Genomic DNA, 25,393 nt, shown 5'->3' with positions numbered 1-25,393 from the left:
CAGAATCAGCTGTTACAGCCAAAGTTTGGAAAAATATTGCAGACTATAATGGGATAGGGTATAATGGGAAAGGATGTAATAAATTTCAAGTATAATTTTGGTTTGAAATAAGGAGAGTTTATGTTTTATACTTATTTGCGAGGTTTAGTGATTTTTATCCTGTGGACCTTAAACGGCAATGCACATTACCACAATAAAGAAAAGATTCCTTCAAAAGATGAAAATTATATCTTGGTGGCCCCTCACCGAACATGGTGGGATCCAGTTTACATGGCTTTTGCGACCAAGCCCAAGCAGTTCATTTTCATGGCCAAGAAACAGCTCTTTGAAAATCGGGTGTTCGGCTGGTGGATTCGCATGTGCGGTGCTTTTCCTATCGACCGGGAAAATCCTGGTCCGTCAGCTATCAAATATCCTGTCAATATGCTGAAAAAGAGCAATCGTTCTCTGATTATGTTCCCAAGCGGCAGCCGCCATTCTACGGATGTCAAGGGAGGAGTGGCAGTGATTGCTAAGATGGCTAAAGTCCGTATCATGCCAGTGGTCTATGCTGGTCCTATGAGCCTCAAAGGCTTGGCAGCTGGGGAGCGTGTGGATATGAATTTTGGTAATCCCATTGATATTTCAGACATTAAGAAGATGAATGATGAGGGAGTTGAGGAAGTGGCCCGCCGTGTTCATGCTGAGTTTGACCGTCTGGATGCTGAAGTAGCCCCTTACCAGACACAAAAGAAAGGCAATATCTTCTTACGGATTTTACGTGCCTTTGTCTTTATTCCTGCTATTTTGATTGGAATTTTGACCATCATTTTCAGCTTTTTTGCTAGCTTTGTCTGGGATCCAGATAAGCATAGAAAATAAGATACTAATCAGCTTGCTGAGCAATTTTGCTTGGGAGCTGATTTTTGTATGCAAGTGAGTTATAATGTTGGTATGTTTTATAAGGAGGATGCCATGTCTCTTGCATTTTTATCTTTTGTAACCTTATCACTGTTTATGCTGCACGAGTTTGATGAGATTATCCTGATTCGGCCTTGGATTTCTCAGAATCAAGACCATCAAGACTATCAAAAGGAGATGTTCATTTCTAGGAGAGGAAGTTATCTTTCTGCTGAAAGTATTGCTCTGATGATTGCAGAGGAATTTCTACTGGCTTTTATCCTTTTGTTACTTGCCATTCTATTTCGCATTCCCGAGCTGGCTCTGGCTATTGGCTTCTGTCATACTCTCCATCTGCTGGGCCATATCATGCAAGTGTTTCGCTTTCGTCGCTGGGTACCGGGCGGCTTCACAGCTTTGACGACTTTTCCTATACTCATCTTAGTCTTGGTCCTTTATCTATGCAAGCAGTCGATTTCTTGGCCGCTGCTTCTGATTCTAAGTGTGCTAGTGATGGCTTTTCTTTTGGCAAATCTGGCTTTTTTACATAGCAGAGCTCATAAGTTAGAAGCTTGGATATACAGGATAAGCAAAGCAGACTGATATTACAGCTCCTATTTTCAACAATGCACCTTCTATCTATACGACTACTTGTAAAATAAAGATTTTAAAATATGACAAGCTGAAAATATTCTCGGCTTGTTTTATTTTTTTGAATTTTTTACGAATAAAAAGACAAAGGAGAAAAATATGCTTGAAGAAATCATTGAAAAGCTGAAAGAATACAAGCTCTTTGTTGGTCTAGCAGTAGTTGGCGCTGTGCTAGGTGCTTTTTTCCTCATCAAGGGAAATCACCAGCCGCAAAATCAGGTAGCCGCCTTGAGCCAAGATGTAACTTCCTCATCCAGCTCAGCTGATGAAGAAAGCGAAAAGATTGTCTCTAAGGCCAAGGCGGACGAAGAGGAGAGTGGGCAAGTCACTGTGGATATTAAGGGAGCAGTCAAGAATCCTGGTGTCTATGAGCTGAGAGCAGGAGCGAGAGTCCATGAAGCCATCCAAAAAGCTGGCGGATTGACAGCAGACGCCGAGGCTAAGTCCATCAATCAGGCACAAAAATTAACGGATGAAGCAGTAGTCTATGTGGCAAAGATTGGTGAAGAAGGAGCTGATGTCACACAGACTGGCCAGCATCAAGCAGGAGCTTCTGATTCTGCTGGTGCTAGCGGTGGAAAGTCGGACAAGGTCAATCTAAATACTGCGACAGAGGCTGAATTGCAGACCATCTCAGGTATTGGACAAAAGCGAGCTTCTGACATCATCGCCTACCGCGAAAGCAGTGGCCGCTTCAAGTCAGTAGATGATCTGAAAAAGGTGTCAGGGATTGGAGATAAGACCTTAGAAAAGCTGAAAGAATATGTCACAGTGGATTAAAAAGTTACCCCTCACCCCTATCTATCTGGCTTTCATCCTTGTATGGGCCTATTTTGCAGTCTATTCTGGCAGTTCTTTGGCTTATTTTGGGCTGGGTGTCCTTCTGCTTCGTCTCTTTTTCAGCTATCCCCTCAAAAAAAGTCTAGCTGCTTTGGCATTCCTGTCCCTTTTTGTCTTCTTTTTCTTGCTTCGTCGGGAAATGGCAGAGCAGGCCTTTAGGCAGGAAGCTCCGTCAGCTAGCTCGGTTAAAGTCTTGCCAGATACAATCAAAGTCAATGGAGATTCCCTATCCTTTCGAGGGCGAACGGATGGTCGACTTTATCAGGTCTTCTACAAGATCAAATCAGCCGGTGAAAAGAAAGTTTTTCAGCAACTGACAGATTTGGTCGTACTTGATATTGAAGGAGAGTTTGAACAGGCCCAGCAACAACGAAATTTTTCGGGCTTTGACTATCAGGCTTATTTAAAGAGTCAGGGGATTTATCGTACCTTAAAAATCAATAAGATTCAGTCACTAAGACCAATTTCCAGCCTGAATCCACTGGATTGGCTGTCTGTCTGGCGCAGAAAAGCGCTGGTCTATATTCGAAGTAATTTTCCTAGTCCAATGAGCCATTACATGACAGGACTCTTGTTTGGTGACTTAGATACGGAGTTTGCGGAAATGAGTGACCTGTATTCTAGCTTGGGTATCATCCATTTGTTTGCCTTGTCTGGTATGCAGGTAGGTTTCTTTTTGGATGGTTTTCGCAGAATTCTTCTACGTTTGGGGATGAAGAGGGAGACAGTAAATGCTTTGCAGCTGCCTTTTTCATTTATCTATGCTGGACTCACAGGCTTTTCTGTTTCTGTCGTCAGAAGCTTAGTTCAGAAGTTGTTGGCCCAGCAAGGACTGACCAGATTAGATAACTTTGCTCTGACACTGATGGTTCTCTTTATCATCATGCCCAATTTTCTTCTGACAGCAGGCGGTGTCTTGTCCTGCGCCTATGCCTTTTTGATTTCTATGATGGATTTTGAAAAGTTACCGCCGATTCGTAAGCTTTTAGCGGAAAGTCTGACTATTTCATTGGGGATTTTGCCTATACTAATCTACTACTTTGCAGAATTTCAGCCTTGGTCCGTGATTTTAACTTTTTTATTTTCACTACTCTTTGACCTGCTGATGCTACCAGGGTTAACCCTCATTTTTATTTTGTCACCACTTTTAAAAATCACTCAAGTCAATTTTTTCTTTGACTTACTCGAAGATGTGATTCGTTGGGTAGCTGATTTTGCTCCGCGCCCTTTGATTTTTGGGAAGCCCAACCTCTGGTTACTGTTCGCTTTGCTTTTGGTTTTGGCTTTAATCTATGACTTTCGGAGAAAGAAAAGCTGGCTTTTATCTTTTAGTTTGCTTGCTCTTCTCTTATTTTTCCTAACAAAGCATCCGCTGCAAAATGAGATTACAGTAGTGGATATTGGTCAGGGAGATAGCATTTTTCTCCGGGAATGGCAGGGCAGGACGATTTTGATTGACGTTGGGGGACGAGTCGAGATAGGAAAGAAAGAGGCTTGGCAGGAGCGACAGACTTCATCCAATGCAGAAAAGACCTTAATTCCCTATCTCAAAAGTCGTGGTGTTGCTAGTCTGGATGTATTGGTCCTGACTCATACCGATACCGATCACATGGGAGATATGCTGGAGGTAGCTAAGCATTTTTCCATCAAGGAAATCTATGTTTCCAAAGGAAGTCTCACTCAGCCTGATTTTGTTCAAAAGCTGGAGCAGATAGAAACTTCTGTCCATGTCGTAGAAGTGGGAGATGAGATTCCGGTATTTGACTCAGCTTTGCAGGTTCTCTATCCTAGTGGGACAGGCGACGGTGGAAATGATGATTCGATTGTACTCTACGGGGAGTTCTTTCAGACAAAATTTTTGTTTACAGGTGATTTGGAAAGGCAGGGAGAAATTGAACTGCTGCAGCGATTCCCTCAGCTGAAAGCAGATGTCTTAAAAGCAGGTCACCATGGATCCAAAGGCTCTTCCAGTCCAGAGTTTTTAGAGCAAATTCAGCCGAAGCTGGCCTTGATATCAGCCGGCCAGAATAATCGTTATCGACATCCGCATCAGGAAACTTTGCAAAGATTTGAGAAATTTAATACTGCTATCTATCGAACTGACCAGCAGGGGGCCATTCGTTTGATTGGTTGGAATTCCTGGAGGATTGAAACGGTACGCTGATATCTAGACTGAAGATGCCAACTGATACTTTTTCTCATGTCCATGTAGCTTCAGTCAGGAAGTCATATTGATTTATTTATGCATTTGTGATAAGATAATGGGTATAAAAAATTATAGAGGAGAATTTTATGTTTGCTGCATATAAAAAATTCTGGACACACTATGCTGATTTTTCAAGCCGGTCTAGCCGGTCAGACTATTGGTGGGTAGTTTTATGCCATGTTATTGTTACTGCACCGCTATTTATCATTTTTTGGGCATCTGCTTTTGGAAGTATTCTTTCAGCAGCAGTTCAAGACTCAACTTATGGATATGAATCAGATCCATCAGCAATCTTGGCTGGAGCAGGATTCGCTGTAATCTTTATTTTCATCTTAATTCTCTATGCTCTGGCAACTTTTGTACCTAATTTAGCTATCATTGTCCGTCGTTTACGTGATGCTGGTTATCATTGGGCATTTCTTTTCTTGTATGTTGGTCCTTTTTTACTATCATTTATTCCAGTTCTAAATATTATTGCAGGAATAGTATCTCTTCCATGTAGTATTGCTTTGATTGTTTTGCTTTGTCAAGGATCTAAGCCTGAAATGGTTGGAAATTCATATGGTCAGCAAAACTTCCAAGGACAACAGTTTGGCCAACAGCCATACAATCAAGGTTTGAACTATGAAAAACAACCACAACAAGGCGGTTTCCAAGGTCAGCAGTTTGGCCAACAGCCACAGCAAGGCGGTTTCCAAGGACAACAGTTTGGTCAGTCACAACAACCTGTTCAAAATCAACAGTTTGGCCAACAGCCACAGCAAGGTGGTTTCCAAGGACAACAATTTGGTCAACAACCACAGCAACCAGTCCAAAACCAATCATTTGGTCAACAACCACAACAACCAGTTCAAAATCAACAGTTTGGTCAACAGCCGCAACAAGGTGGTTTCCAAGGCCAACAGTTTGGTCAACAACCACAGCAACCAGTCCAAAACCAACCATTTGGCCAACAGCCACAGCAAGGTGGCTTCCAAGATCAGCAGTTTGGTCAACAACCACAACAACCTGTTTCTGAACAAAGCCAGGCAGTGGAGCAAGCGGAATCAGTTCAAAATCCATTTACTGCTGAAACACCTGAGCAATCAACACCTCAGGATTTTGGAACTCAAGCACCTGTTCAAGATAATCCTTTTGTTTCATCAGTTCAAGAGGAGCAGACTTCTACTCCAGCTGAAAACAGTGTAGAGGATACAACTGAAAATCATGAATAAACAAAGAAAGAGTTGGAATATTTCCAGCTCTTTTTGCTCTGTCGTTCGCAGAAAAGTTTTAACAGAACGAGGCATTGATTGCTTTTCATAACAAAGAAAAATGAAGCAAATAACAGTTTCTATTTATATAGCAGATCTATTCAAAAATTAGATTTCGTTTGCAAAGAAAAAAGCAGACTTTCCGACTCTTTTTTGTTACAATCAATACATGAATAAAATTGACAAGAAATATAAAGCAGGGGAGACTTTCGGTGTTAGCTATTGAGGAAATTAAAAAAATCACGCCAAGCAATCTTCCTGCTTTGACCATTTTGGCTGGGGATGACTTGGGACAGTTTGAGTTGTTGAAGGAGCAGTTTCTCCGCCAGATTCAGTTTCAACCGGGTGATTTGAACACGGCTATTTTTGATATGAAAGAAGCAAACTATCAGGATGTGGAGTTGGACTTGGTCAGTCTGCCTTTTTTTGCGGATGAAAAAATCGTAATTTTGGATCATTTTGCTGATTTGACAACAGCCAAGAAGCGGTATCTGACTGATGAAGAACTAAAATCTTTTGAAAATTATCTGGAAAATCCAGCGGATACAACTCGTCTGGTTATCTTTGCAGAAGGCAAATTGGATAGCAAGCGCCGTCTGGTCAAACTGCTGAAACGGGACGGAAAAATATTTGAGGCTACAGAACTCAAGGAAGCAGATCTACGGGCTTATTTCAGCAAAGAGGCACAGGCAGAAGGATTACAATTTGCTCCGACAGCTTTCGATCAGTTGTTGCTGAAATCAGGTTTTCAGTTCAGTGAAGTCAGTAAAAATTTAGCCTTTCTGAAAGGTTATAAAGAGTCTGGTCAGATTGGTTTAGAAGACATTGTTGAGGCCATTCCCAAGACTCTTCAGGATAATATTTTTAACCTGACCCAGCTGATTTTGCAGCAGAAGATTGATGAGGCCAGAAGCTTGGTGCGAGATTTGACTCTTCAAGGCGAGGATGAAATCAAGCTTATTGCCATTATGCTGGGGCAGTTTCGTATCTTTACGCAAGTCAAGATTTTAGCGGAAAATGGCAGAGCTGAGAGTCAGATTGTATCTGATTTGTCCGACTATCTAGGCCGCAAGGTCAATCCTTATCAAGTCAAGTTTGCTTTAAAAGATGCTCACTCGCTGAGTTTAGCCTTTCTTAAAAAGACCATGGCCTGTCTGATTGAAACAGATTACCAAATTAAATCGGGGCTGTATGATAAAGATTACCTGTTTGATTTGGCTCTGCTCAAGATTGCGACGGGTGAGTTACAAGCAAAATAGTTGAAAAATTCTAATGATTGCGTTATCATTTTTATAATCATATAGAAAAAGAGGTCTATCAAATGGCAATTATCTTACCTGATCTTCCTTACGCTTACGATGCTTTGGAGCCTTACATTGATGAAGAAACAATGCACTTGCATCATGACAAGCACCACAATACCTATGTAACGAATGTTAATGCTGCGCTTGAAAAACATCCTGAAATTGGTGAAGACTTGGAAAAATTATTGGCTGATGTGGGGTCTATCCCAGCTGATATCCGTCAAGCAGTCATTAACAACGGTGGTGGTCATCTTAACCACGCTCTTTTCTGGGAATTGATGACACCAGCAGAAACATCACCATCTGCAGAGTTGGCAGCGGATATCGAAGCTACTTTTGGATCATTTGAAGACTTTAAAGCAGCTTTCACTGCAGCGGCTACAACTCGTTTTGGTTCTGGCTGGGCTTGGTTGGTTGTCAACAAAGAAGGCAAGTTGGAAGTAACTTCAACAGCAAATCAGGATACTCCTATTTCAGAAGGTAAAACTCCAATCTTGGGACTGGATGTTTGGGAACATGCTTACTATGTGAAATACCGCAATCTTCGTCCGAACTACATCCAAGCTTTCTTCTCAGTTATTAACTGGAAAAAGGTTGACGAACTTTACGCTGCTGCTAAATAAACAGGCAGTTTCAATAGATAAAAAGGCGAATCGATTAATGATTTGCCTTTTTTGATGCTTAAAATGCCTTTTTTCTGGGTTTCACTTGTTATTTTCCTCATAATTTTTTATAATACAAATGCTAGGAGAAATGTTTTGAGTAAAAAAATTGTAACGATTATCGTAGCTGTCCTTTCTTGTCTTTGTCTGCTGGGCTTCATCTTCCTTTTTATAACCCAACGAAATAAGGCTATTGAAAAGAAAGCACAAGAGGCTGCCCAACTTGCAAAGTCTGGCGAGCAAGAACAGGAAGAAGAGAAAGTCAAGCCTGATTCCAAACTAGTTGAAGAAAAGCCGAAGCCTGTTGAGAAAAGTCCAGAGGAGAAGCAGAAGGTCATGGAGGCGGACGGCCCGACTATGGATGCTTTGGGGCTGCGATTTGACTATGCAAATTTGGATTTGACTCAGGTCATTCAGGCTTATATGACTGAAATGGGAATTGAACCCTCCCAGGTTGCATTTTCATATAAGGATTTGACGACTGGCAAGACCTTTGCCATGAATGACACCCAGCCTATGACTGCAGGATCGACTTACAAGCTTCCTCTCAATATGCTGGTAGTAGACGAGGTTGCTGCCGGCAAACTTTCTATGGACGAGCGGTTTGATATTACCAATACAAACTATGAATATAGGGGCGAGCATGATAACTATGTCGGTGCTTTCAACGGTGCTATGAGCATATCAGACATGCAGGAATATTCCTTGGTTTATTCTGAAAATACTCCAGCCTACGCTTTAGCAGAGCGTCTAGGCGGCATGGAAAAGGCCTATGATATGTTTAGTCGCTACGGTCAGTCCAAGGCTGATATTAAGACGATCAGCCGTGAGAATAATAAGACCACGACGGACTACTATATTCAGGTCCTTGAGTATTTGTCTAAAAATCAGGAAAAGTACAAGGATATCCTTTATTATATTGGCGAATCTTTCCCAGGTGAATACTATAAGCGCTATCTGCGTGACATTACCATCTATCAAAAGCCTGGATATGTTCGTGAGGCGCTCAATGTGGATGCATTAGTTATGGAAGAGAAGCCCTATATTATAGCTCTCTATACGGCTTATTTAGGTGGTAGCACCGAGGCCAGTGATGAGATCAGTGGTGTCGGAATTGAGCAAGTTGGTCAGTTAGCCTACGTCATCAATGAATGGCATCGGGTTAATATGAACTAAGAGCAATCTAGTCTAGACAGGCTAGATTTTTTGATAGCTATTTAGAAAAAAACCAAAATAGATTTGACAGAAAGAAAGGAAAGATGTATAATCTATTTAGAAAAAAATCTAAACAGTTCAGGAGAAAAACGATGATTTCCATTCATATCTTGATTGCTATGCTGCTTATTTTAGGAGCAGTCCTTGTTCCTTTGGTTTATTTTAAAAAGACCAAGCACATTTCTCTATTAGTCTTCCTTTTAGGGGGAGTTGGCTTTTATCTGTCTAGTCAGGTTCTGGAAAATATCTTGCACCGTATCGTCTTACAACCTCAGGCTGATGGGACTATCGCTTTGCGGACGGAAAATCCTTGGCTATATGTCCTTTATGGTATTGCTGCGGCAGCTATTTTTGAAGAAACAGCCCGCTGGGTCATCTTTTACTGGCTGCAGAAGAAGCGCCCACTGACCTTTAGGGATGGTATAGCCTATGGCTTGGGGCATGGTGGTATTGAGGCTTTGTTTGTTGGTATTGTCAGTCTCTTAAACTTTTGGGTTATAGCTCAAGTAGTGACTCAGGGGAATGCCCAGACGCTGGCTCAAATTCCTCAAGCAGTTATTGACAATGTCCGCTCCATGAGCGCTGGCAGCATCTATCTTTTGGCTCTTGAGCGGATCTTGGCTATTCTCATCCAAATTTTGCTGACTTTCTGGGTTTGGAAGGCGGTCAAGGAGAAGGCTCCAGTGTATTTTTTAGCCGCTCTGGGACTTCACGCCCTGATTGACTTAGCGCCTGCTCTGGCTCAGGTAGGCGTTCTTCCGCCGCTTGCAGTTGAAGCCCTGCTCTTGGTAGAAGTAGTGGCGCTAGTCTTTCTGACCAAGAAAATCTTGAAAGTTTACCTGAAAGAAAGGTCTAATCATGGGGATTAGTCAAACGCTTAAAGCTCTAGCTGACCCAGTTCGAAGGGGGATTCTGGAAATGCTCAAGCATGGTCCGAAGTCTGCTGGGGAAATTGCTCAAGCTTTTGAGCTGACTCCTGCGACGGTATCCTACCACCTCTCTCAGCTAAAGAAAGCCGGTCTGCTCATAGAAGAAAAGCAGAAGAACTTTATTTATTACAGCTTAGATGTAACTGTTTTTGAAGAAATTCTTGCTTGGTTTCAATCTCTTGGAGGAGGAAACGAAAATGAAAAAAAATAGTTTACAAGAATTAGGTTGGGCGCTTGGCGTCATGCTCTTGCCAGTTTTATATGCCATCTGGGTCTATCAAACATTACCAGAAAACTTGGCTATTCACTTTGACTTATCTGGAAAAGGAAATGCTTTTTTACCTAAGTTTTTAGTAGTTTCGGCTTTTCCAATTGTCATGATGCTACTAGAAGTTATGATTTATTGGTCTACTGTTGCTAAAGATATCTTAAATAGAACCTTTAAGCACCTTATTCGCTGGATATTTCCTTTTACCTTTGTTTCGCTGTATCTAGCTACCATTTATCGGGGTTTAAATGAGGAATTTGATATCCGTAAAACAGCAGCGATGGTGGTTGCTTTGGTTTTCATAATTGTGGGCAATTATTTGCCCAAAAAAGTACAGGCTGACAGAGAGCCCATAAATAGAAAATGGGCATACCTCTTTGTTTTGTTAGGATTTCTTACTTTTACAGCCAGCATTTTCTATTTGTAAGCGGATTTATGCTATAATGGTATCAAGTATCAAATAAAAGGGTTATCATGATTACCAAGGAGCATTATCAATTTATCCGGCAGCACCCTGCCTTTGTCAATCTGCCAGTGGAGCTTTTCGATAAATTGGCTGTAGAGATTCAGTATCGTAAGATTCCTAAAGGACAAATTATCTTTTTTGCGGGGGATCGTCGTGAGCGTCTTTTCCTCTTGTCTCAAGGCTATGTGCGGATTGAGCAGTATGATTCGACAGACACATTTTCTTATATGGATTATGTCAAGAAAAACAGTGTTTTCCCATATGGAGGAATGTTTTTTGATGAACGCTATCATTACTCTGCCAGCGCTGTCACCAATGTCGAATATTTCTCTATTCCTATCGATTTGTTTGAAGAATATTCTAAGAAGAGTGTGGACCAGCTGTTGTTCATTACCAAGCGGCTATCGCAAATCTTGGAATTTCAGGAATTGAGATTGCGAAATGTCGTAGCGGCCAGTGCCAGTGAGCGTGTTATCCAGTCTCTATCACTGCTCTGCATGGATTTGTGCAAGGAGAGAGACGGCCTGCCATTTCCTATCAGTATGAAAGAGTTGGCAAAGCTAGGAGCCACGACCCGGGAAACGGTCAATCAAGTTCTGAAAAAGCTCTTGGATGAAGGTCGGATTGAATATGAGCATAAAAAATTAACTTTTAAGGATAAAGAATATTTCATGAAATACCTTGCTGGAAGCTGATCTATTTTGATTGGCTTCTTTTTTGGACAGATAAGTTCAAAATATTCTAATATTAACCATTTACTGATTTTCTTTGAAAAAATAAATATTCACAAAAGTAATATAACCCATAAAATACCCAAAGAAAACGCTTTAAAAAAGAATATTATAAACATATCTACGAAAAAAAGCAAAGGATTTGGCATTTGCAATGTAAGTTTTTTATTGAAAGCGGTAACATTAAATGCTAGAATAGTACATGTAAACGGGCTTAGGAAAACCTAAACCGCAAAGAAAAAGGAGGATAGTAGATGTCTACACATCCAATTCATGTTTTCTCAGAAATTGGAAAACTGAAAAAAGTTATGTTGCACCGTCCTGGCAAGGAGTTGGAAAACTTGCAGCCGGACTATTTGGAACGTCTTCTTTTTGACGACATTCCTTTCTTGGAAGATGCACAAAAAGAACATGACAACTTTGCTCAAGCGCTTCGCAATGAAGGAGTTGAGGTTCTCTATCTTGAGCAGTTGGCTGCTGAGTCACTGACTTCTCCAGAAATTCGTGAGCAATTCATCGAAGAATATCTGGAAGAAGCGAATATTCGCGGCCGTGAAACCAAGAAGGCTATTCGCGAACTGCTCCATGGTATCAAAGACAACCAAGAGTTGGTTGAAAAAACAATGGCAGGGGTTCAAAAAGTTGAATTACCAGAAATTCCTGAAGAAGCAAAAGGCTTGACGGACTTGGTAGAATCTGATTATCCATTCGCTATTGATCCAATGCCAAACCTTTACTTCACACGTGACCCGTTTGCTACGATTGGTAATGCAGTATCGCTTAACCACATGTATGCGGATACTCGTAATCGTGAAACTCTCTACGGTAAATACATCTTCAAATACCACCCAGTATATGGTGGAAAAGTAGATTTGGTATACAATCGTGAAGAAGATACACGTATCGAAGGTGGGGACGAACTGGTTCTTTCAAAAGATGTGCTGGCGGTTGGTATTTCACAACGTACAGACGCAGCTTCTATCGAAAAACTCTTGGTCAATATCTTCAAGAAAAATGTTGGCTTCAAGAAAGTTTTGGCCTTTGAATTTGCCAACAACCGTAAGTTCATGCACTTAGACACTGTCTTCACTATGGTTGACTACGACAAATTTACGATTCACCCAGAAATCGAAGGCGATCTTCGCGTTTACTCTGTAACTTATGTTGATGACAAACTTAAGATTGTTGAAGAAAAAGGTGAGTTGGCAGAAATCTTGGCAGAAAACCTTGGTGTAGAAAAAGTTCACCTGATTCGCTGTGGCGGTGGCAATATCGTAGCTGCTGCGCGTGAGCAGTGGAATGACGGTTCTAACACCTTGACCATCGCACCTGGTGTGGTAGTGGTTTATGACCGCAATACAGTTACTAACAAGATTTTGGAAGAATACGGCTTGCGTTTGATTAAGATCCGCGGAAGTGAATTGGTTCGCGGTCGTGGTGGACCACGCTGTATGTCTATGCCATTTGAACGTGAAGAAATTTAGGAATCCAGTATTTTACTGATACTCAAAGAATAGAAAGAGGAAATAATAGAATGACACATTCAGTATTCCAAGGACGTAGCTTCTTAGCAGAAAAAGATTTTAGCCGTGCTGAGTTAGAATACCTTATCGGTCTTTCAGCTCACTTGAAAGATTTGAAAAAACGCAATATTCAACACCACTATCTTGCTGGCAAGAATATCGCTCTCTTGTTTGAAAAAACATCTACTCGTACTCGTGCAGCGTTTACAACAGCAGCTATTGACCTAGGAGCACATCCAGAATACCTTGGTGCTAACGATATCCAGCTTGGCAAGAAAGAATCTACAGAAGATACTGCTAAAGTTTTGGGCCGTATGTTTGACGGGATTGAATTCCGTGGCTTCAGCCAACGCATGGTAGAAGAATTAGCAGAATTCTCAGGTGTTCCAGTTTGGAATGGTCTGACTGACGAATGGCATCCAACTCAAATGTTGGCTGACTACTTGACAGTTCAAGAAAATTTTGGCCGCCTGGAAGGTTTGACATTGGTATACTGTGGTGATGGACGTAACAATGTTGCCAACAGCTTGCTGGTAACAGGAGCTATACTTGGCGTCAACGTTCACATCTTCTCACCAAAAGAACTCTTCCCAGAAAAAGAAATCGTTGAATTGGCAGAAGGCTTTGCGAAAGAAAGCGGCGCACATATCCTCATCACAGAAGATGCTGACGAAGCAGTTAAAGGTGCAGACGTACTTTACACAGACGTTTGGGTATCTATGGGTGAAGAAGATAAGTTTGCAGAACGCGTTGCCCTCCTCAAACCTTACCAAGTTAATATGGATTTGGTGAAGAAAGCTGATAATGAAAACTTGATTTTCTTGCACTGCTTACCAGCATTCCACGATACAAATACTGTTTACGGTAAAGATGTCGCTGAAAAATTCGGCGTAGAGGAAATGGAAGTAACAGACGAAGTCTTCCGCAGCAAATATGCTCGTCATTTTGACCAAGCAGAAAACCGTATGCACACAATCAAAGCGGTTATGGCTGCAACTCTTGGGAACCTCTACATTCCAAAAGTATAATCTTACCTAAGAAACCGTCTACCAACAGCTATGAGGGCTGCGACTAATAGCTTTAGTCTGGCCCTCTTTTATATGATAAGGAAAGCTCATTTTCTTATTGAAAATTAAAAAATCTACTAAAATAAATTGGAAGCGCATTCATTAGAGCGCATTTAAGGAGAATTTAATGTCAAATCGTAAAATCGTTGTAGCCTTGGGAGGAAATGCCATCCTTTCATCTGACCCATCAGCGAAAGCACAGCAGGAAGCCTTGATGGAAACTGCTAAACATTTGGTAAAATTGATAAAAAACGGGGATGATCTTATCATTACCCATGGAAATGGTCCACAGGTAGGGAATTTGCTGCTGCAACAGTTGGCAGCGAACTCTGAGAAGAATCCTGCTTTCCCACTAGACTCTCTTGTGGCTATGACAGAAGGCAGTATCGGCTTCTGGCTGCAAAATGCCTTGCAAAATGCTCTCTTGGATGAAGGTATCGAAAAGAATGTTGTTTCTGTTGTGACGCAAGTAGTGGTGGATAAGAACGATCCAGCCTTTGTCAACCTCAGCAAGCCAATCGGTCCTTTCTACTCAGAGGAAGAAGCAAAAGCGGAAGCTGAAAAGAGCGGAGCGACTTTCAAAGAGGATGCTGGCCGTGGTTGGCGCAAGGTTGTTGCTTCACCAAAACCAGTGGATATCAAGGAAATTGAAACGATCCGTACGCTTTTGAATCAAGGTCAAGTAGTAGTGGCTGCGGGCGGCGGCGGGATTCCTGTCGTCAAGGAAGACAATGGCCATCTTACTGGTATTGAAGCTGTTATTGACAAGGACTTTGCTTCTCAACGCTTAGCGGAGTTGGTTGATGCAGACCTCTTCATCGTCTTGACTGGTGTGGACTATGTCTTTGTTAACTACAACAAACCAGACCAAGCAAAATTGGAGCATGTGAATGTTGCTCAATTGGAAGAATACATCAAGCAAGAACAATTTGCACCAGGCAGCATGCTTCCAAAAGTAGAAGCAGCTATTGCCTTTGTCAATGGCCGTCCAGAAGGTAAAGCAGTTATCACATCTCTGGAAAATCTTGGTGCTCTGATTGAGTCTGAGAGCGGCACGATTATTGAAAAAGGCTAGGCATAGAATTGACTGAAAAGCGATAGTAAGTAATCTCTATTGCCGATGGAAATCTTTTCTTGAAAATCTTTGATTATTTTCAAAAATACTGGCTTTTTCAATGTTAATATGGTAAAATAAAAACAAAGTAAGCGTTTTCTTGTTTACTCATGCAGGGAAATGCAGGTTTGTAACCTCGTAAAAAACGTTTAGGAGGAAAAACAAATGAGTGAAAAAACAAAAAAAGGGTTTAAGATGCCTTCATCTTACACCGTATTGTTGATAATCATTGCCATTATGGCAGTGCTGACTTGGATTATCCCAGCTGGGGCTTTTGTAAAAGGTGTTTATCAGCCTCAGCCACAAAATCCACAAGGAATTTGGGATGTCCTGATGGCACCGATTCGTGCTATGCTGGGCACGCATCCTGAGGAAGGATCCTTGATTAAGGAGACAAGCGCAGCCATTGATGTTGCCTTCTTCATCCTCATGGTGGGTGGTTTCCTTGGTGTTGTTAACGAAACTGGTGCTTTGGATGTGGGAATTGCCTCTATCGTTAAGAAGTATAAGGGCCGCGAAAAGATGCTGATTGTTGTCTTGATGCCTCTCTTTGCCCTTGGTGGTACTACCTATGGTATGGGTGAGGAAACCATGGCCTTCTATCCGCTTTTGGTACCAGTGATGATGGCGGTTGGTTTTGACAGTCTGACTGGGGTGGCTATCATATTGCTTGGTTCGCAAATCGGATGTTTGGCTTCTACGCTAAATCCATTTGCAACTGTTATCGCTTCAGAGACTGCTGGTGTTGGAACTGGTGAAGGGATTGTCCTTCGTCTCATCTTCTTGGTTATTCTGACTGCTCTCAGCACTTGGTTTGTTTACCGCTATGCAGATAAGATTCAAAAGGATCCGACCAAGTCATTGGTTTACAGCACTCGCGAAGAAGATCTGAAACACTTTAACGTTGAAACTTCTTCATCTGTTGAGTCAACTCTGAGCAAAAAACAAAGAACAGTTCTATTCCTGTTCATCATGACATTTGTCATTATGGTATTGAGTTTCATTCCTTGGACAGATCTCGGTATTACTATCTTTAAGGATGTCAATACCTGGCTGACAGGTCTTCCAGTACTCGGTAAGATTATTGGTTCATCTACTTCTGCACTGGGTACTTGGTACTTCCCAGAAGGAGCGATGCTCTTTGCCTTCATGGGAATCCTGATTGGTGTTGTGTACGGTCTCAAGGAAGACAAGATTATCTCTGCCTTTATGAACGGTGCAGCTGATCTGCTTAGCGTAGCTCTAATCGTAGCAATCGCCCGTGGTATCCAAGTTATCATGAATGATGGTATGATTACAGACACTATCCTCAATTGGGGTAAACAAGGACTCAGCGGTCTATCATCACAAGTATTTATCGTCTTGACTTACATTTTCTACCTGCCGATGTCCTTCCTTATCCCATCATCATCAGGTCTGGCCAGTGCGACTATGGGAATCATGGCTCCTTTGGGAGAATTTGTCAATGTCAAGGCTAGCTTGATCATCACAGCTTATCAATCTGCTTCAGGTGTGCTGAATCTGGTTGCACCAACTTCTGGTATCGTTATGGGAGCTTTGGCACTCGGACGTATCAATATCGGTACTTGGTGGAAATTTATCGGCAAGCTGATTGTAGCTATCATTGCTATCAGTATTGGTCTCTTACTCCTAGGAACTTTCTTACCGTTCCTATAAGCTAGAAGCTGAGGTGATTCCATGAAAAATTTTATAACGGAAGAGATTAAAGAAGATTTTCTTGAATCTTTGAAAACAATCGTTTCTTATCCTTCAGTGCTAAATGAAGGTCAAAATGGAACACCTTTTGGACAAGCTATCCAAGATGTCCTAGAAAAAACTTTAGAAATCTGTCGAGGGCTAGGTTTTACAACCTACCTCGACCCTAAAGGTTATTACGGATATGCAGAAATCGGTCATGGAGCTCAGCTCCTGGCCGTTCTCTGTCATTTGGATGTTGTTCCATCAGGTGATGAGTCGGACTGGCAGACGCCTCCCTTTGAAGCCACTATCAAGAATGGCTGGATTTTTGGTCGTGGGGTGCAGGATGACAAGGGACCTTCTATGGCTGCTCTTTATGCTGTAAAGGCATTGCTAGACAGCGGAGTGGAATTTAAAAAGCGGGTTCGCTTTATCTTTGGTACAGATGAGGAGACGCTTTGGCGCTGTATAGGCAGGTATAACCAACTAGAAGAGCAGGCTACACTTGGCTTTGCGCCAGACTCTTCCTTCCCTTTGACCTATGCTGAGAAGGGGCTTCTGCAGCTCAAGCTGGAAGGGCCGGGCTCTGATACTATAGAGCTCGAAGCTGGTCAAGCTTTTAATGTCGTTCCTGCCAAGGCTTCCTATTCGGGCAGCCTACTGGAATCGGTCGTCACTGGACTGGAAGATTTAGGCTATGAATATGAGCGAACGTCAGAAGAAGTGACGGTTATCGGCTTGCCCAAGCACGCCAAGGATGCCGCCCAAGGAGTCAATGCCATTATTCGCCTAGCCAAGGTCTTGCAGCCCTTGGATTCTCATCCAGCTCTTGCCTTTCTGGCTCAGGCGGTTGGTGAAGATGCGACAGGCAGCCATCTCTTCGGGCCTGTGTCTGATGAACCGACAGGCTTTCTTTCCTTTAATGTTGCCGGTCTGACGTTAACCTCTGACCGCTCTGAGATTCGGATTGACATGCGAATTCCGGTCTTGGCAGACAAGGACAAGTTGGTTGAAAAGCTGGCAGAAATAGCCAGTCAATACGGGCTGACCTATCAGGAGTTTGATTACTTGGCTCCGCTATACGTACCTTTGGACAGCGAGTTGGTCAGCACTCTGATGGCAATTTATCAGGAAAAAACAGGAGACGACAGTCCAGCTATGTCTTCGGGTGGAGCGACCTTTGCTCGTACTATGCCTAACTGTGTTGCTTTCGGCGCTCTCTTTCCGGGAGCTGATCAGACAGAGCATCAGGTCAATGAACGATTGCGCTTAGATGATCTGTATCGGGCAATGGATATTTACGCGGAAGCCGTTTATCGTTTGGCTACAACACCTTAAATGCTGACTTTTTGAAAAAACTTTAAAATCTTATCGGTCTTGCTCTACTCTAGTCAAGTATGGCTTTCTGATTTGCTAATGGGTTTCATTGAGGAAAAATGGTAAATAGAAAAAGCTGAGGCAATGTTGTCTCAGCTTTTATTTACTAAAGAAGAATGGTGGGGTGAATTCTTTGAGCTTCTCAAAGCAGTCAAGGGCCCCTTGATCATCCTCGCAGATAATCAGACAGACGTCATCACCACAGACAGTAGCAACAATCTGCGGCAGCTCTAAGGCGTCTAAGATTGCACCGAAAGACTGGGCCAACCCAGGCAGGGTTTTCATGACGACTTGATTTTGAACTGGTCGCAGCATGACTAAAGCATCCTCCATATAGAAACGGAGGCGTTTTTCCCAACGGGATGGTGCAATGCTGTTGATGATATAGTAGGAAGTATCGTTTTCACTAACCTTGACCAGATTGAGTGCTTTCATATCTCGTGAAAGAGTGGACTGGGTTACAATGACGCCGTTGGCTTCCAGATGCTCCTGGAGTTCTTGCTGGGTATGGATTTTCTTTTCCATGATTAAGGAGCGGATGAGACGATGTCTGCTTTCAATTTTATTCATAAATTTTCACCTATAGTTATTTGATAAACATGGCATCACCAAAGCTGAAGAAGCGATAGCGCTCAGCAATGGCATGCTCATAAGCTTCAAGTGTTAAGGAACGTCCGGCAAAGGCAGAGACTAACATGACCAGAGTTGACTTGGGCAGGTGGAAGTTGGTTGAAAAAGCATCAACGACCTTCCAATCGTATCCCGGCTTGATAAAAATATTGGTCCAGCCAGAGTCAGCCTGAATCTGACCCTGAAATTTACTGCCAATTGTCTCCAAGGTGCGGATAGATGTCGTTCCGACTGCAATGACACGTCCGCCATTAGCCTTAACCTGACGAAGTGTCTGGGCAGCTTCCTCGGACAGACTGTAAAACTCGGAGTGCATCTCGTGATCATCTAAACTGTCCACTGAAACCGGTCGGAAAGTTCCCAGTCCGACATGAAGGGTGAGATAGACCAGCTTGACTCCCTTGGCTGCAATCTGCTCCAGCAGCTCTTCTGTGAAATGAAGTCCAGCAGTTGGCGCAGCAGCAGAGCCGTTTTCTTTAGCATAGACAGTCTGGTAGCGTTCGCGGTCTGCCAGTTTTTCGTGGATATAAGGCGGAAGCGGCATTTCTCCCAAACTTTCCAAGACTTCTAAGAAAATCCCTTCGTAGGCAAAGCGCACAATTCGGCCGCCATGGTCAAGCTCCTCTACCACAGTAGCAGTTAAGCGTCCATCACCAAAGGAAATCTGAGCACCTACTCTGAGGCGCTTGGCTGGCTTGGCTAGCACTTCCCAGTCATCTCCTTGAGTATTTTTCAGCAGCAGCAGCTCGACATGGCCCCCTGTCTCAGGCTTGATACCATAAAGGCGGGCAGGCAGGACACGCGTATTATTCATCACTAGGGCATCGCCGGGCTGGAGCTGATCAATAATCTGGTCAAAGTGCTGGTCGGAGAAGGCTCCCGTTTCTTTATCAACCACTAGCAAGCGGGAAGCATCCCTTTTCTCTAAAGGCGTCTGTGCAATCAGCTCTTCGGGCAAGTCAAAATCAAAATCAGCGGTATTCATCGTATCTCCTTATATTGTTTTCATCAGCCAGAGTAGATAGGCAGCGAGTAGGAAGGGACTAGCTGTAAGCAAGCCGCCCAAAATCAAACTTACAATCTGCCAGCCTGGTTGTTTTTTCATGAGGAAACTCAAGCTGCAGAGTAAGACTCCGACTAAAAATAAAATCAATAAAACAATCAGTAAAAACATGTTTCTATTATAACACGATTTGCTGCAAAAGGAAGCGAGCATGACTAAAAAGTATGTCTATTTTGCATACTTTTTCTTGACAAAAATTGGTCTATACCATATAATAAAATTAAGAACAGAAGTGGAGGTAGAAAATGAAAATTATTCAAGTGGAAAACCAAGTAGAGGGTGGCAAAGTGGCTTTCGAACTGCTCAAAGAAAAGCTAGCTCAGGGGGCGAAAACTTTAGGCTTAGCTACAGGTAGCAGCCCAGAAGGATTTTACAAGCAGATTGTTGAGAGCGACCTTGATTTCTCAGAGATGTTCAGTGTTAATCTGGATGAATATGTCGGTTTGCAGGAGGACGATCCTCAGTCTTATCGCTATTTCATGAACCAGCACCTCTTTAAACAAAAGCCTTTTAAGGAAAGCTTCCTGCCTAATGGCGCAGCGAAAGATTTAGAAGCAGAAGTGGCGCGGTACAATCAGCTTCTTACAGAGCATCCAGCTGATTTGCAGATTTTGGGAATTGGTACGAATGGCCATATCGGCTTTAATGAGCCGGGAACTAGTTTTGACAGCCAGACTCACTTAGTGGATTTGACACCGTCCACCATTCAGTCCAATGCTCGATTCTTCGACAAGATGGAAGATGTTCCGACTCAGGCCATTTCCATGGGGATTGGCAACATTCTCAATGCTAAGTCCATCATTCTCTTTGCTTACGGTTCAGCTAAGGCCAAGGCTATAGCAGGGACTGTTGAGGGTGAGGTGACGGAGGAGCTGCCTGGCAGTGCTCTCCAGAAGCATCCAGATGTTGTGATTATTGCTGATAAGGAAGCGCTTAGCTTGTTAAATCACTAAGATTTTAATGCTATTGCTATAAAACTGGTTTTGCCAGATAAAAGTCTCTTAATTTCCTATCTATTTTTTAGGTAGGATTTTTAGATTTATGGTTAACTTTGCGTAAAATATGATATACTAGATAGGTATAATTGTTCTTTGGAGGATCCTGTGAAGAAAAAGCTTTTGTTATTGGGAATTGCGTTCCTGACCTCTTTAGCGCCACTAGCTGCTAGGGCTGATGAATTGGTGGATATGGCTAAAAAGATGTATCCGCATGATAATGTTCAGGCGATTAATCGTCCCAAGTCTTCTCTCGTTATTGATGGCAGTACAGGTGATGTTGTCTGGGAGGATAATGTTGATGAGGTGCGTGACCCAGCCAGCATGAGTAAGCTCATGACGCTTTACTTGGTCTTTGAAGCGATTAAAGAAGGAAAAATCAGCGAAAAGACGGTCATTACAGCTACACCTCAGGATCAGGCTACCGCTAATATTTATGAAATTTCTAATAATAAAATTGTTGCTGGTGTGGACTATACCGTATCTGAGCTGATTACCATGACAATCGTGCCGTCATCCAATGCGACAACCGTCATGCTGGCCAATTATTTATCGGATAATGATCCAGATGCTTTCTTGGATCGGATGAATGCCAAGGCTCAAGAGCTGGGCATGACGAATACCAAGTGGTTCAATGCCAGCGGTGCAGCAGCGGTTTCTTTTAAGGGCTATTATAACCCCCAAAACTACGATAATTATGCCAGCAATCAGACAACAGCCCGTGATTTGGCGATTCTGGCTTACAATTTTGTCAATCACCATCCTGAGATTCTAAACTATACTAATAAAGCCAAGGTTACGGTTAAAGCTGGAACTCCTTACGAGGAGACCTTTGAAACCTATAATTACTCCCTGCCGGGTGCTAAATACGCACTCAAGGGCGTAGATGGTATGAAGACAGGCTCTAGTCCTAACGGTGCTTTCAACTATATCGCGACCATTAAGCGTGGCGATCAGCGCATGATTGCTGTGATTATGGGAGTCGGTGACTGGTCTGACCAAGACGGTGAGTATTATCGCCATCCTTTTGGTAATGCTTTGATTGAGAAGGCTTATGCGGATTATGAGTACAAAAAACTCTTATCCAAGGGTGAGCAGGAGATTGATGGACAGAAGTATAAGCTGCCTGAGGATTTCTACGCTACTGTTAAAAAGGGAACCGAGCCTAAAGTCAAGGTTGAAAACAATGTTCTCAAGGCTGAAAATGGCTTGAAGACCTTGTCTAGCAAGATCTCTGATGAAATGAAAGTCGAGAAAGTTGAGAATCCAGTTGCTCAGGCTATTGAAAATGTGACTGGCAGCAAGTCGGAAAGCAAGCCTTGGTATGGTGTGTTCTTCAGCGATAAGATGTTAATTCTGTTGCCTGTTGGCATCCTGTTGATTATTCTGTACTTTGAATACCACAGTCGCCAAAAACGCAAGGCTGCAAAGCAGGAACGTCGTAGAAATACAGATGTTGAATAAAGGGAATGTCCTCTGTCACATACGAACGGAATGACTTTCCAAGCTAAAACTCAGTTCTTTTGCTGAGTTTTCTTTCTGTTTTAAGGAGATTTTCATGCTAAAAAAGTTTCACAACAGCTATCTAGCTCATTTTTTACTCTTTAATTTTTTCTTTCTAGCCTATTCTCTTTTTTCGACTCTGATATCAGTCTATATGCAGGACTTAGGCTATTCTAATGCCCAAGTATCTATGGTAGTGTCAGCTTCCTTCTTTGCTTCCATGTTGGCTCAGCCGCTGTTTGGGATTCTCAGCGATGCTTTGGGGATTAAAAAGATCTTCCTTTTTAGCTTTCTAGTTATGATGGTTGGGGCTGTATTTTTCATGAAAGCGACTCAGCTTTGGCAGTTACTGGTCTGGTATAGTCTGGTCCTCATGCTGGTTAACGGGGTCAATCCAGTCATGGATGTTCTGGCAGCTCAAAGTCCTTATACTTATGGTAAGATTCGGATTTGGGGAACCATTGGCTATGCTTTAGGCTCTCAGCTGGCAGGATTGATCTATCAAAGAGTCGCACCGCAGGCTATTTTCCCAGTCTTTATTGGCATGATGCTTATCAGCAGCATAGGACTTTTGGGAATCCAGCCCAAGCACGACCGAGCAGCCCTAGAAAGCAGGAATACCCGCAAGCAGACAGGTCTGGGGAAGCTCTTGACCAACAAAACCTATCTCTTTTACCTGCTTTTGGTCGCCCTTTACTCTGGAGTGGGGAATACTGGTCATACCTATATCCCTGCCATGCTACAGCATAGTGGCTTAGAGGTGGATATGGCTTCGACTGTTGTTGCCCTATCAGTTCTGGTTGAAGCGCCTTTTATCTTTTATTCCTATCTCTTTATGGACAAGATTTCGATGAAGAAGCTTCTTTATATCTGTTTGGGAATCATCTTTCTCCAGTACAGCGTTTATGCCTTGGATCTAGGTTTGATTTCGAAAATCGGGATGACTCTTTTTTCCAAGCACGTGACGGGCATGGTTTTGATTATGGTGACCTTGAAAATCGTAGCCAGTCTGGTTGATGAAAAATATCTGGTAACTGCCATTGCTCTGGTCCAGACAGCCCGCAGTCTGGGCACTATTCTCATTCAAAATCTGGCCGGCCATTTTCTGGACAGTTGGGGTTACGAAGGAATGAACCTATTTCTAGCAGCAGTTATCTGTCTAGTCTGCCTGCTGGCCCTCTTTCTAAAATTGCCAGAACGAAAAGGAAATCAATTATTTGGATAATGAAAAACGAGTCGGAGAGATGTTCTCTCGACTCGTTTTTTGATGATGTAGATCTTTTCTCTTTTCTTTTTGCGAATATTTTAGTAAATGAGAGAAATTTTAGAGGGGGCTGGATATGTTTGTGGCGCGAAATCATAAGGGGCTTTTGTGTAATGCTCTGGAGGAGAAGATTGAGAAGGGGGCCGATTTCGTCTGCCCCGCTTGTTCAGGGGCAGTTCGTTTTAAAAAAGGGAAGGTTATGCAGCCGCATTTTGCGCATATTTCGCTAGAAGAGTGTCGTTTTTACAGGGAAAATGAGAGCGCTGAGCACCTGAACCTTAAGGCGGAGCTTTTTCGCTGGGCTGTCCAGACAGAAGAAGTTGAGGTGGAGGCTTTTTTGCCTGCTCTGCAGCAGATTGCTGATCTACTGGTTGATGAAAAACTGGCGCTTGAAGTCCAGTGCAGTCCCCTAAGTATAGAACGGCTGCAGGAACGGACGCTTTCTTACCGCCAGCATGGTTATCAGGTTCTCTGGCTTTTGGGGCGAAAACTTTGGCTCAAGGATTCCCTAACCCGCCTGCAGAAGGATTTTCTCTATTTTAGTAAAAATATGGGCTTTCATCTTTGGGAGCTGGATCAAGAAAAGCAAGTTCTGCGTCTCCAATACCTGATTCACGAAGATCTGCATGGAAAAGTCCAGCACAAGACTAAGAACTTTCCCTTTGGTCACGGCCAGCTTTTGGACATTTTGCGTTTGCCCTTTCAAAAGCAGGAGATGAACAGCTTTCTGGCCCAGCAAGATCCGCAGATCTGCAACTATATCCGCCGTCAGCTTTATTACCAGCAACCTAGATGGATGCGGCTGCAGGCCAAGCTCTATCAAGCTGGAGATAATCTCCTGACTAAGACTGCAGAGGATTTCTATCCGCAGGTTCGGCCAATACAAGCTACCTCCTTCAGTCAGATAACTACTGACCTGACTGGCTATTACCAGCAGTTTGAGAACTATTATGCCAATCTCCAGCAAAAAAATCTGCAAATTGTTTATTCACCGGCTTTTTATGAGATGATAAGAGAAAAATGCTAAGTATCGTTAGTTTCTCATTGATGAAGCCATAAATTTTTAGCTATCCTTTCAGTTTTAGAATATTTGAGAATCCTGTATAATATAATAAAGTAATAAGTTAGATAGTTAAAAATTCTAAATCGTGCTAATTCAGCTAGCTTTAGAAAATATGAGAAGTGAAAGGTGGTATCATGAAGAAAATAGTTATTATTTTTCTGAGTATCATTATGCTCAGTTCAGCTATGTTTTTAGGAGGATGCAGCATGCTAAATAGTCGGTCAGAAAAAGAAGAAATGATTCAGATTGCGGAGAGTCAGAAATCTAAAAAGTTAATTGAGGAAATGTTAAGGAAGAAAGATCCTGAAGCACTGACAGAAAAGGGGATAATAAAAAAATATACAATAAATGAAAAAAATCTTAAATATAATCCAATGGGTGGCTTAATAGTTGAGCTTATAATAAACGATGACCCGGAATTAACAATTACCACAACATTGATGGAAGAGTCTGATGGGAAGCTAGAACATACTGGCTATGTAATTTCTGGTGAGCTTGCAAAGAAGTTGAGGGGAGAATGACATATGATAAAGCAGTAAGTGATAAGAAAAAACGAACTCTTTGGAATCTAATTTTTCTTTGGTCAGGAATTAGGTCCAAAGATTTTTTTATTAATTAAGTCTGTCTGCCTAGCTACTATGTGATTTTGGTACTTGAGTTTTATAAAAAGTGGAATTTTGTGATAGAATAGG

General features: G+C 42.4%; 25 protein-coding genes. 22 read left to right on the top strand and 3 right to left on the bottom strand.

Going from position 1 to position 25,393, the window contains the following annotated elements:
* Positions 1-120 precede the first annotated feature (120 nt).
* The 17 genes from O3620_RS01620 to O3620_RS01540 all read left to right on the top strand — a co-directional run bounded on the left by O3620_RS01620 (position 121) and on the right by O3620_RS01540 (position 18,144).
* Positions 121-861: a 1-acyl-sn-glycerol-3-phosphate acyltransferase gene (locus O3620_RS01620; RefSeq protein WP_002900842.1), complete on the top strand. Its 741-nt coding sequence runs from the start codon at positions 121-123 to the stop codon at positions 859-861.
* 72 nt (positions 862-933) lie between these two features.
* Positions 934-1,482: an HXXEE domain-containing protein gene (locus O3620_RS01615; RefSeq protein ID WP_169449407.1), complete on the top strand. Its 549-nt coding sequence runs from the start codon at positions 934-936 to the stop codon at positions 1,480-1,482.
* Positions 1,483-1,629: 147 nt separating this feature from the next.
* The gene (locus O3620_RS01610; RefSeq protein WP_032908863.1) at positions 1,630-2,310 is read left to right on the top strand and encodes a helix-hairpin-helix domain-containing protein; all 681 of its coding nucleotides are present in this window, start codon (positions 1,630-1,632) and stop codon (positions 2,308-2,310) included.
* Positions 2,294-4,534, top strand: coding sequence for a DNA internalization-related competence protein ComEC/Rec2 (locus O3620_RS01605; protein ID WP_371601352.1), 2,241 nt, complete (start codon positions 2,294-2,296; stop codon positions 4,532-4,534). Before O3620_RS01610 ends, O3620_RS01605 begins: the two co-directional genes overlap by 17 nt.
* A gap of 128 nt (positions 4,535-4,662) precedes the next feature.
* On the top strand, positions 4,663-5,790 hold the full coding sequence (locus O3620_RS01600; protein ID WP_004191883.1) for a DUF805 domain-containing protein: 1,128 nt from the start codon (positions 4,663-4,665) through the stop codon (positions 5,788-5,790).
* Positions 5,791-6,041: 251 nt separating this feature from the next.
* On the top strand, positions 6,042-7,088 hold the full coding sequence (holA, locus tag O3620_RS01595; RefSeq protein ID WP_002900833.1) for a DNA polymerase III subunit delta: 1,047 nt from the start codon (positions 6,042-6,044) through the stop codon (positions 7,086-7,088).
* A gap of 62 nt (positions 7,089-7,150) precedes the next feature.
* Positions 7,151-7,756, top strand: coding sequence for a superoxide dismutase SodA (sodA, locus tag O3620_RS01590; RefSeq protein WP_002900832.1), 606 nt, complete (start codon positions 7,151-7,153; stop codon positions 7,754-7,756).
* A gap of 135 nt (positions 7,757-7,891) precedes the next feature.
* Entirely contained in the window at positions 7,892-8,971 is a 1,080-nt protein-coding gene (locus tag O3620_RS01585) for a serine hydrolase (RefSeq protein ID WP_282184977.1), read from the top strand.
* A 131-nt stretch (positions 8,972-9,102) separates the two neighbouring features.
* Positions 9,103-9,879 (top strand): YhfC family intramembrane metalloprotease, encoded by a 777-nt coding sequence (locus O3620_RS01580; RefSeq protein WP_032908860.1) that lies wholly within the window; start codon positions 9,103-9,105, stop codon positions 9,877-9,879.
* Positions 9,869-10,150: an autorepressor SdpR family transcription factor gene (locus tag O3620_RS01575; protein ID WP_002900829.1), complete on the top strand. Its 282-nt coding sequence runs from the start codon at positions 9,869-9,871 to the stop codon at positions 10,148-10,150. Before O3620_RS01580 ends, O3620_RS01575 begins: the two co-directional genes overlap by 11 nt.
* Positions 10,137-10,634, top strand: a complete 498-nt coding sequence (locus O3620_RS01570) for a DUF1648 domain-containing protein (protein WP_371601351.1) — start codon at positions 10,137-10,139, stop codon at positions 10,632-10,634. The genes O3620_RS01575 and O3620_RS01570 overlap by 14 nt, the downstream gene beginning before the upstream one ends.
* Positions 10,635-10,681: 47 nt before the next feature.
* Complete coding sequence (locus O3620_RS01565) at positions 10,682-11,368, top strand: Crp/Fnr family transcriptional regulator (RefSeq protein ID WP_371601350.1); 687 nt, start codon at positions 10,682-10,684, stop codon at positions 11,366-11,368.
* A 290-nt stretch (positions 11,369-11,658) separates the two neighbouring features.
* Positions 11,659-12,888, top strand: coding sequence for an arginine deiminase (gene arcA, locus O3620_RS01560; protein ID WP_002919399.1), 1,230 nt, complete (start codon positions 11,659-11,661; stop codon positions 12,886-12,888).
* Positions 12,889-12,938: 50 nt separating this feature from the next.
* Positions 12,939-13,955 carry an ornithine carbamoyltransferase gene (argF, locus tag O3620_RS01555; protein ID WP_002897953.1) on the top strand — a complete coding sequence of 339 codons (1,017 nt, stop codon included), beginning with the start codon at positions 12,939-12,941 and terminating at the stop codon, positions 13,953-13,955.
* Between the two features lie 166 nt (positions 13,956-14,121).
* Positions 14,122-15,069 carry a carbamate kinase gene (gene arcC / locus O3620_RS01550; RefSeq protein WP_371601349.1) on the top strand — a complete coding sequence of 316 codons (948 nt, stop codon included), beginning with the start codon at positions 14,122-14,124 and terminating at the stop codon, positions 15,067-15,069.
* 204 nt (positions 15,070-15,273) lie between these two features.
* On the top strand, positions 15,274-16,785 hold the full coding sequence (locus O3620_RS01545) for a YfcC family protein (RefSeq protein ID WP_223323362.1): 1,512 nt from the start codon (positions 15,274-15,276) through the stop codon (positions 16,783-16,785).
* A gap of 21 nt (positions 16,786-16,806) precedes the next feature.
* Positions 16,807-18,144: a dipeptidase gene (locus tag O3620_RS01540; protein WP_002919396.1), complete on the top strand. Its 1,338-nt coding sequence runs from the start codon at positions 16,807-16,809 to the stop codon at positions 18,142-18,144.
* Positions 18,145-18,282: 138 nt separating this feature from the next.
* Here O3620_RS01540 and O3620_RS01535 read toward each other — a convergent pair whose 3' ends face one another.
* From O3620_RS01535 to O3620_RS01525, 3 genes are read right to left on the bottom strand one after another with little or no spacing between them, the layout of a single operon-like run.
* The gene (locus O3620_RS01535) at positions 18,283-18,753 is read right to left on the bottom strand and encodes an arginine repressor (protein ID WP_002896068.1); all 471 of its coding nucleotides are present in this window, start codon (positions 18,751-18,753) and stop codon (positions 18,283-18,285) included.
* A gap of 16 nt (positions 18,754-18,769) precedes the next feature.
* A complete protein-coding gene (gene queA / locus O3620_RS01530) occupies positions 18,770-19,798 on the bottom strand; it encodes a tRNA preQ1(34) S-adenosylmethionine ribosyltransferase-isomerase QueA (protein WP_002919395.1) in 1,029 nt (342 codons plus the stop codon).
* A 9-nt stretch (positions 19,799-19,807) separates the two neighbouring features.
* The gene (locus tag O3620_RS01525; protein ID WP_002897949.1) at positions 19,808-19,987 is read right to left on the bottom strand and encodes a hypothetical protein; all 180 of its coding nucleotides are present in this window, start codon (positions 19,985-19,987) and stop codon (positions 19,808-19,810) included.
* A 134-nt stretch (positions 19,988-20,121) separates the two neighbouring features.
* Here O3620_RS01525 and O3620_RS01520 point away from each other — a divergent pair, with 134 nt between their 5' ends.
* The 5 genes from O3620_RS01520 (at position 20,122) to O3620_RS01500 (ending at position 25,222) form a co-directional block, all read left to right on the top strand.
* Complete coding sequence (locus O3620_RS01520; RefSeq protein ID WP_371601348.1) at positions 20,122-20,829, top strand: glucosamine-6-phosphate deaminase; 708 nt, start codon at positions 20,122-20,124, stop codon at positions 20,827-20,829.
* Positions 20,830-20,979: 150 nt separating this feature from the next.
* Positions 20,980-22,335 (top strand): DUF1958 domain-containing protein, encoded by a 1,356-nt coding sequence (locus O3620_RS01515; protein WP_002919393.1) that lies wholly within the window; start codon positions 20,980-20,982, stop codon positions 22,333-22,335.
* A 94-nt stretch (positions 22,336-22,429) separates the two neighbouring features.
* The gene (locus tag O3620_RS01510) at positions 22,430-23,599 is read left to right on the top strand and encodes an MFS transporter (protein WP_002919392.1); all 1,170 of its coding nucleotides are present in this window, start codon (positions 22,430-22,432) and stop codon (positions 23,597-23,599) included.
* A gap of 115 nt (positions 23,600-23,714) precedes the next feature.
* Complete coding sequence (locus tag O3620_RS01505) at positions 23,715-24,665, top strand: competence protein CoiA (protein ID WP_125376569.1); 951 nt, start codon at positions 23,715-23,717, stop codon at positions 24,663-24,665.
* A gap of 170 nt (positions 24,666-24,835) precedes the next feature.
* Positions 24,836-25,222: a DUF1310 family protein gene (locus O3620_RS01500; protein ID WP_032912045.1), complete on the top strand. Its 387-nt coding sequence runs from the start codon at positions 24,836-24,838 to the stop codon at positions 25,220-25,222.
* Positions 25,223-25,393: the final 171 nt, after the last annotated feature.

The organism is Streptococcus sp. 27098_8_134, from assembly GCF_041431675.1.
GTDB classification, from domain to species: domain Bacteria; phylum Bacillota; class Bacilli; order Lactobacillales; family Streptococcaceae; genus Streptococcus; species Streptococcus sanguinis_R.
Note: the sequence above shows the minus strand (reverse complement) of the source record. Positions and strands in the feature narration are given on the sequence as shown.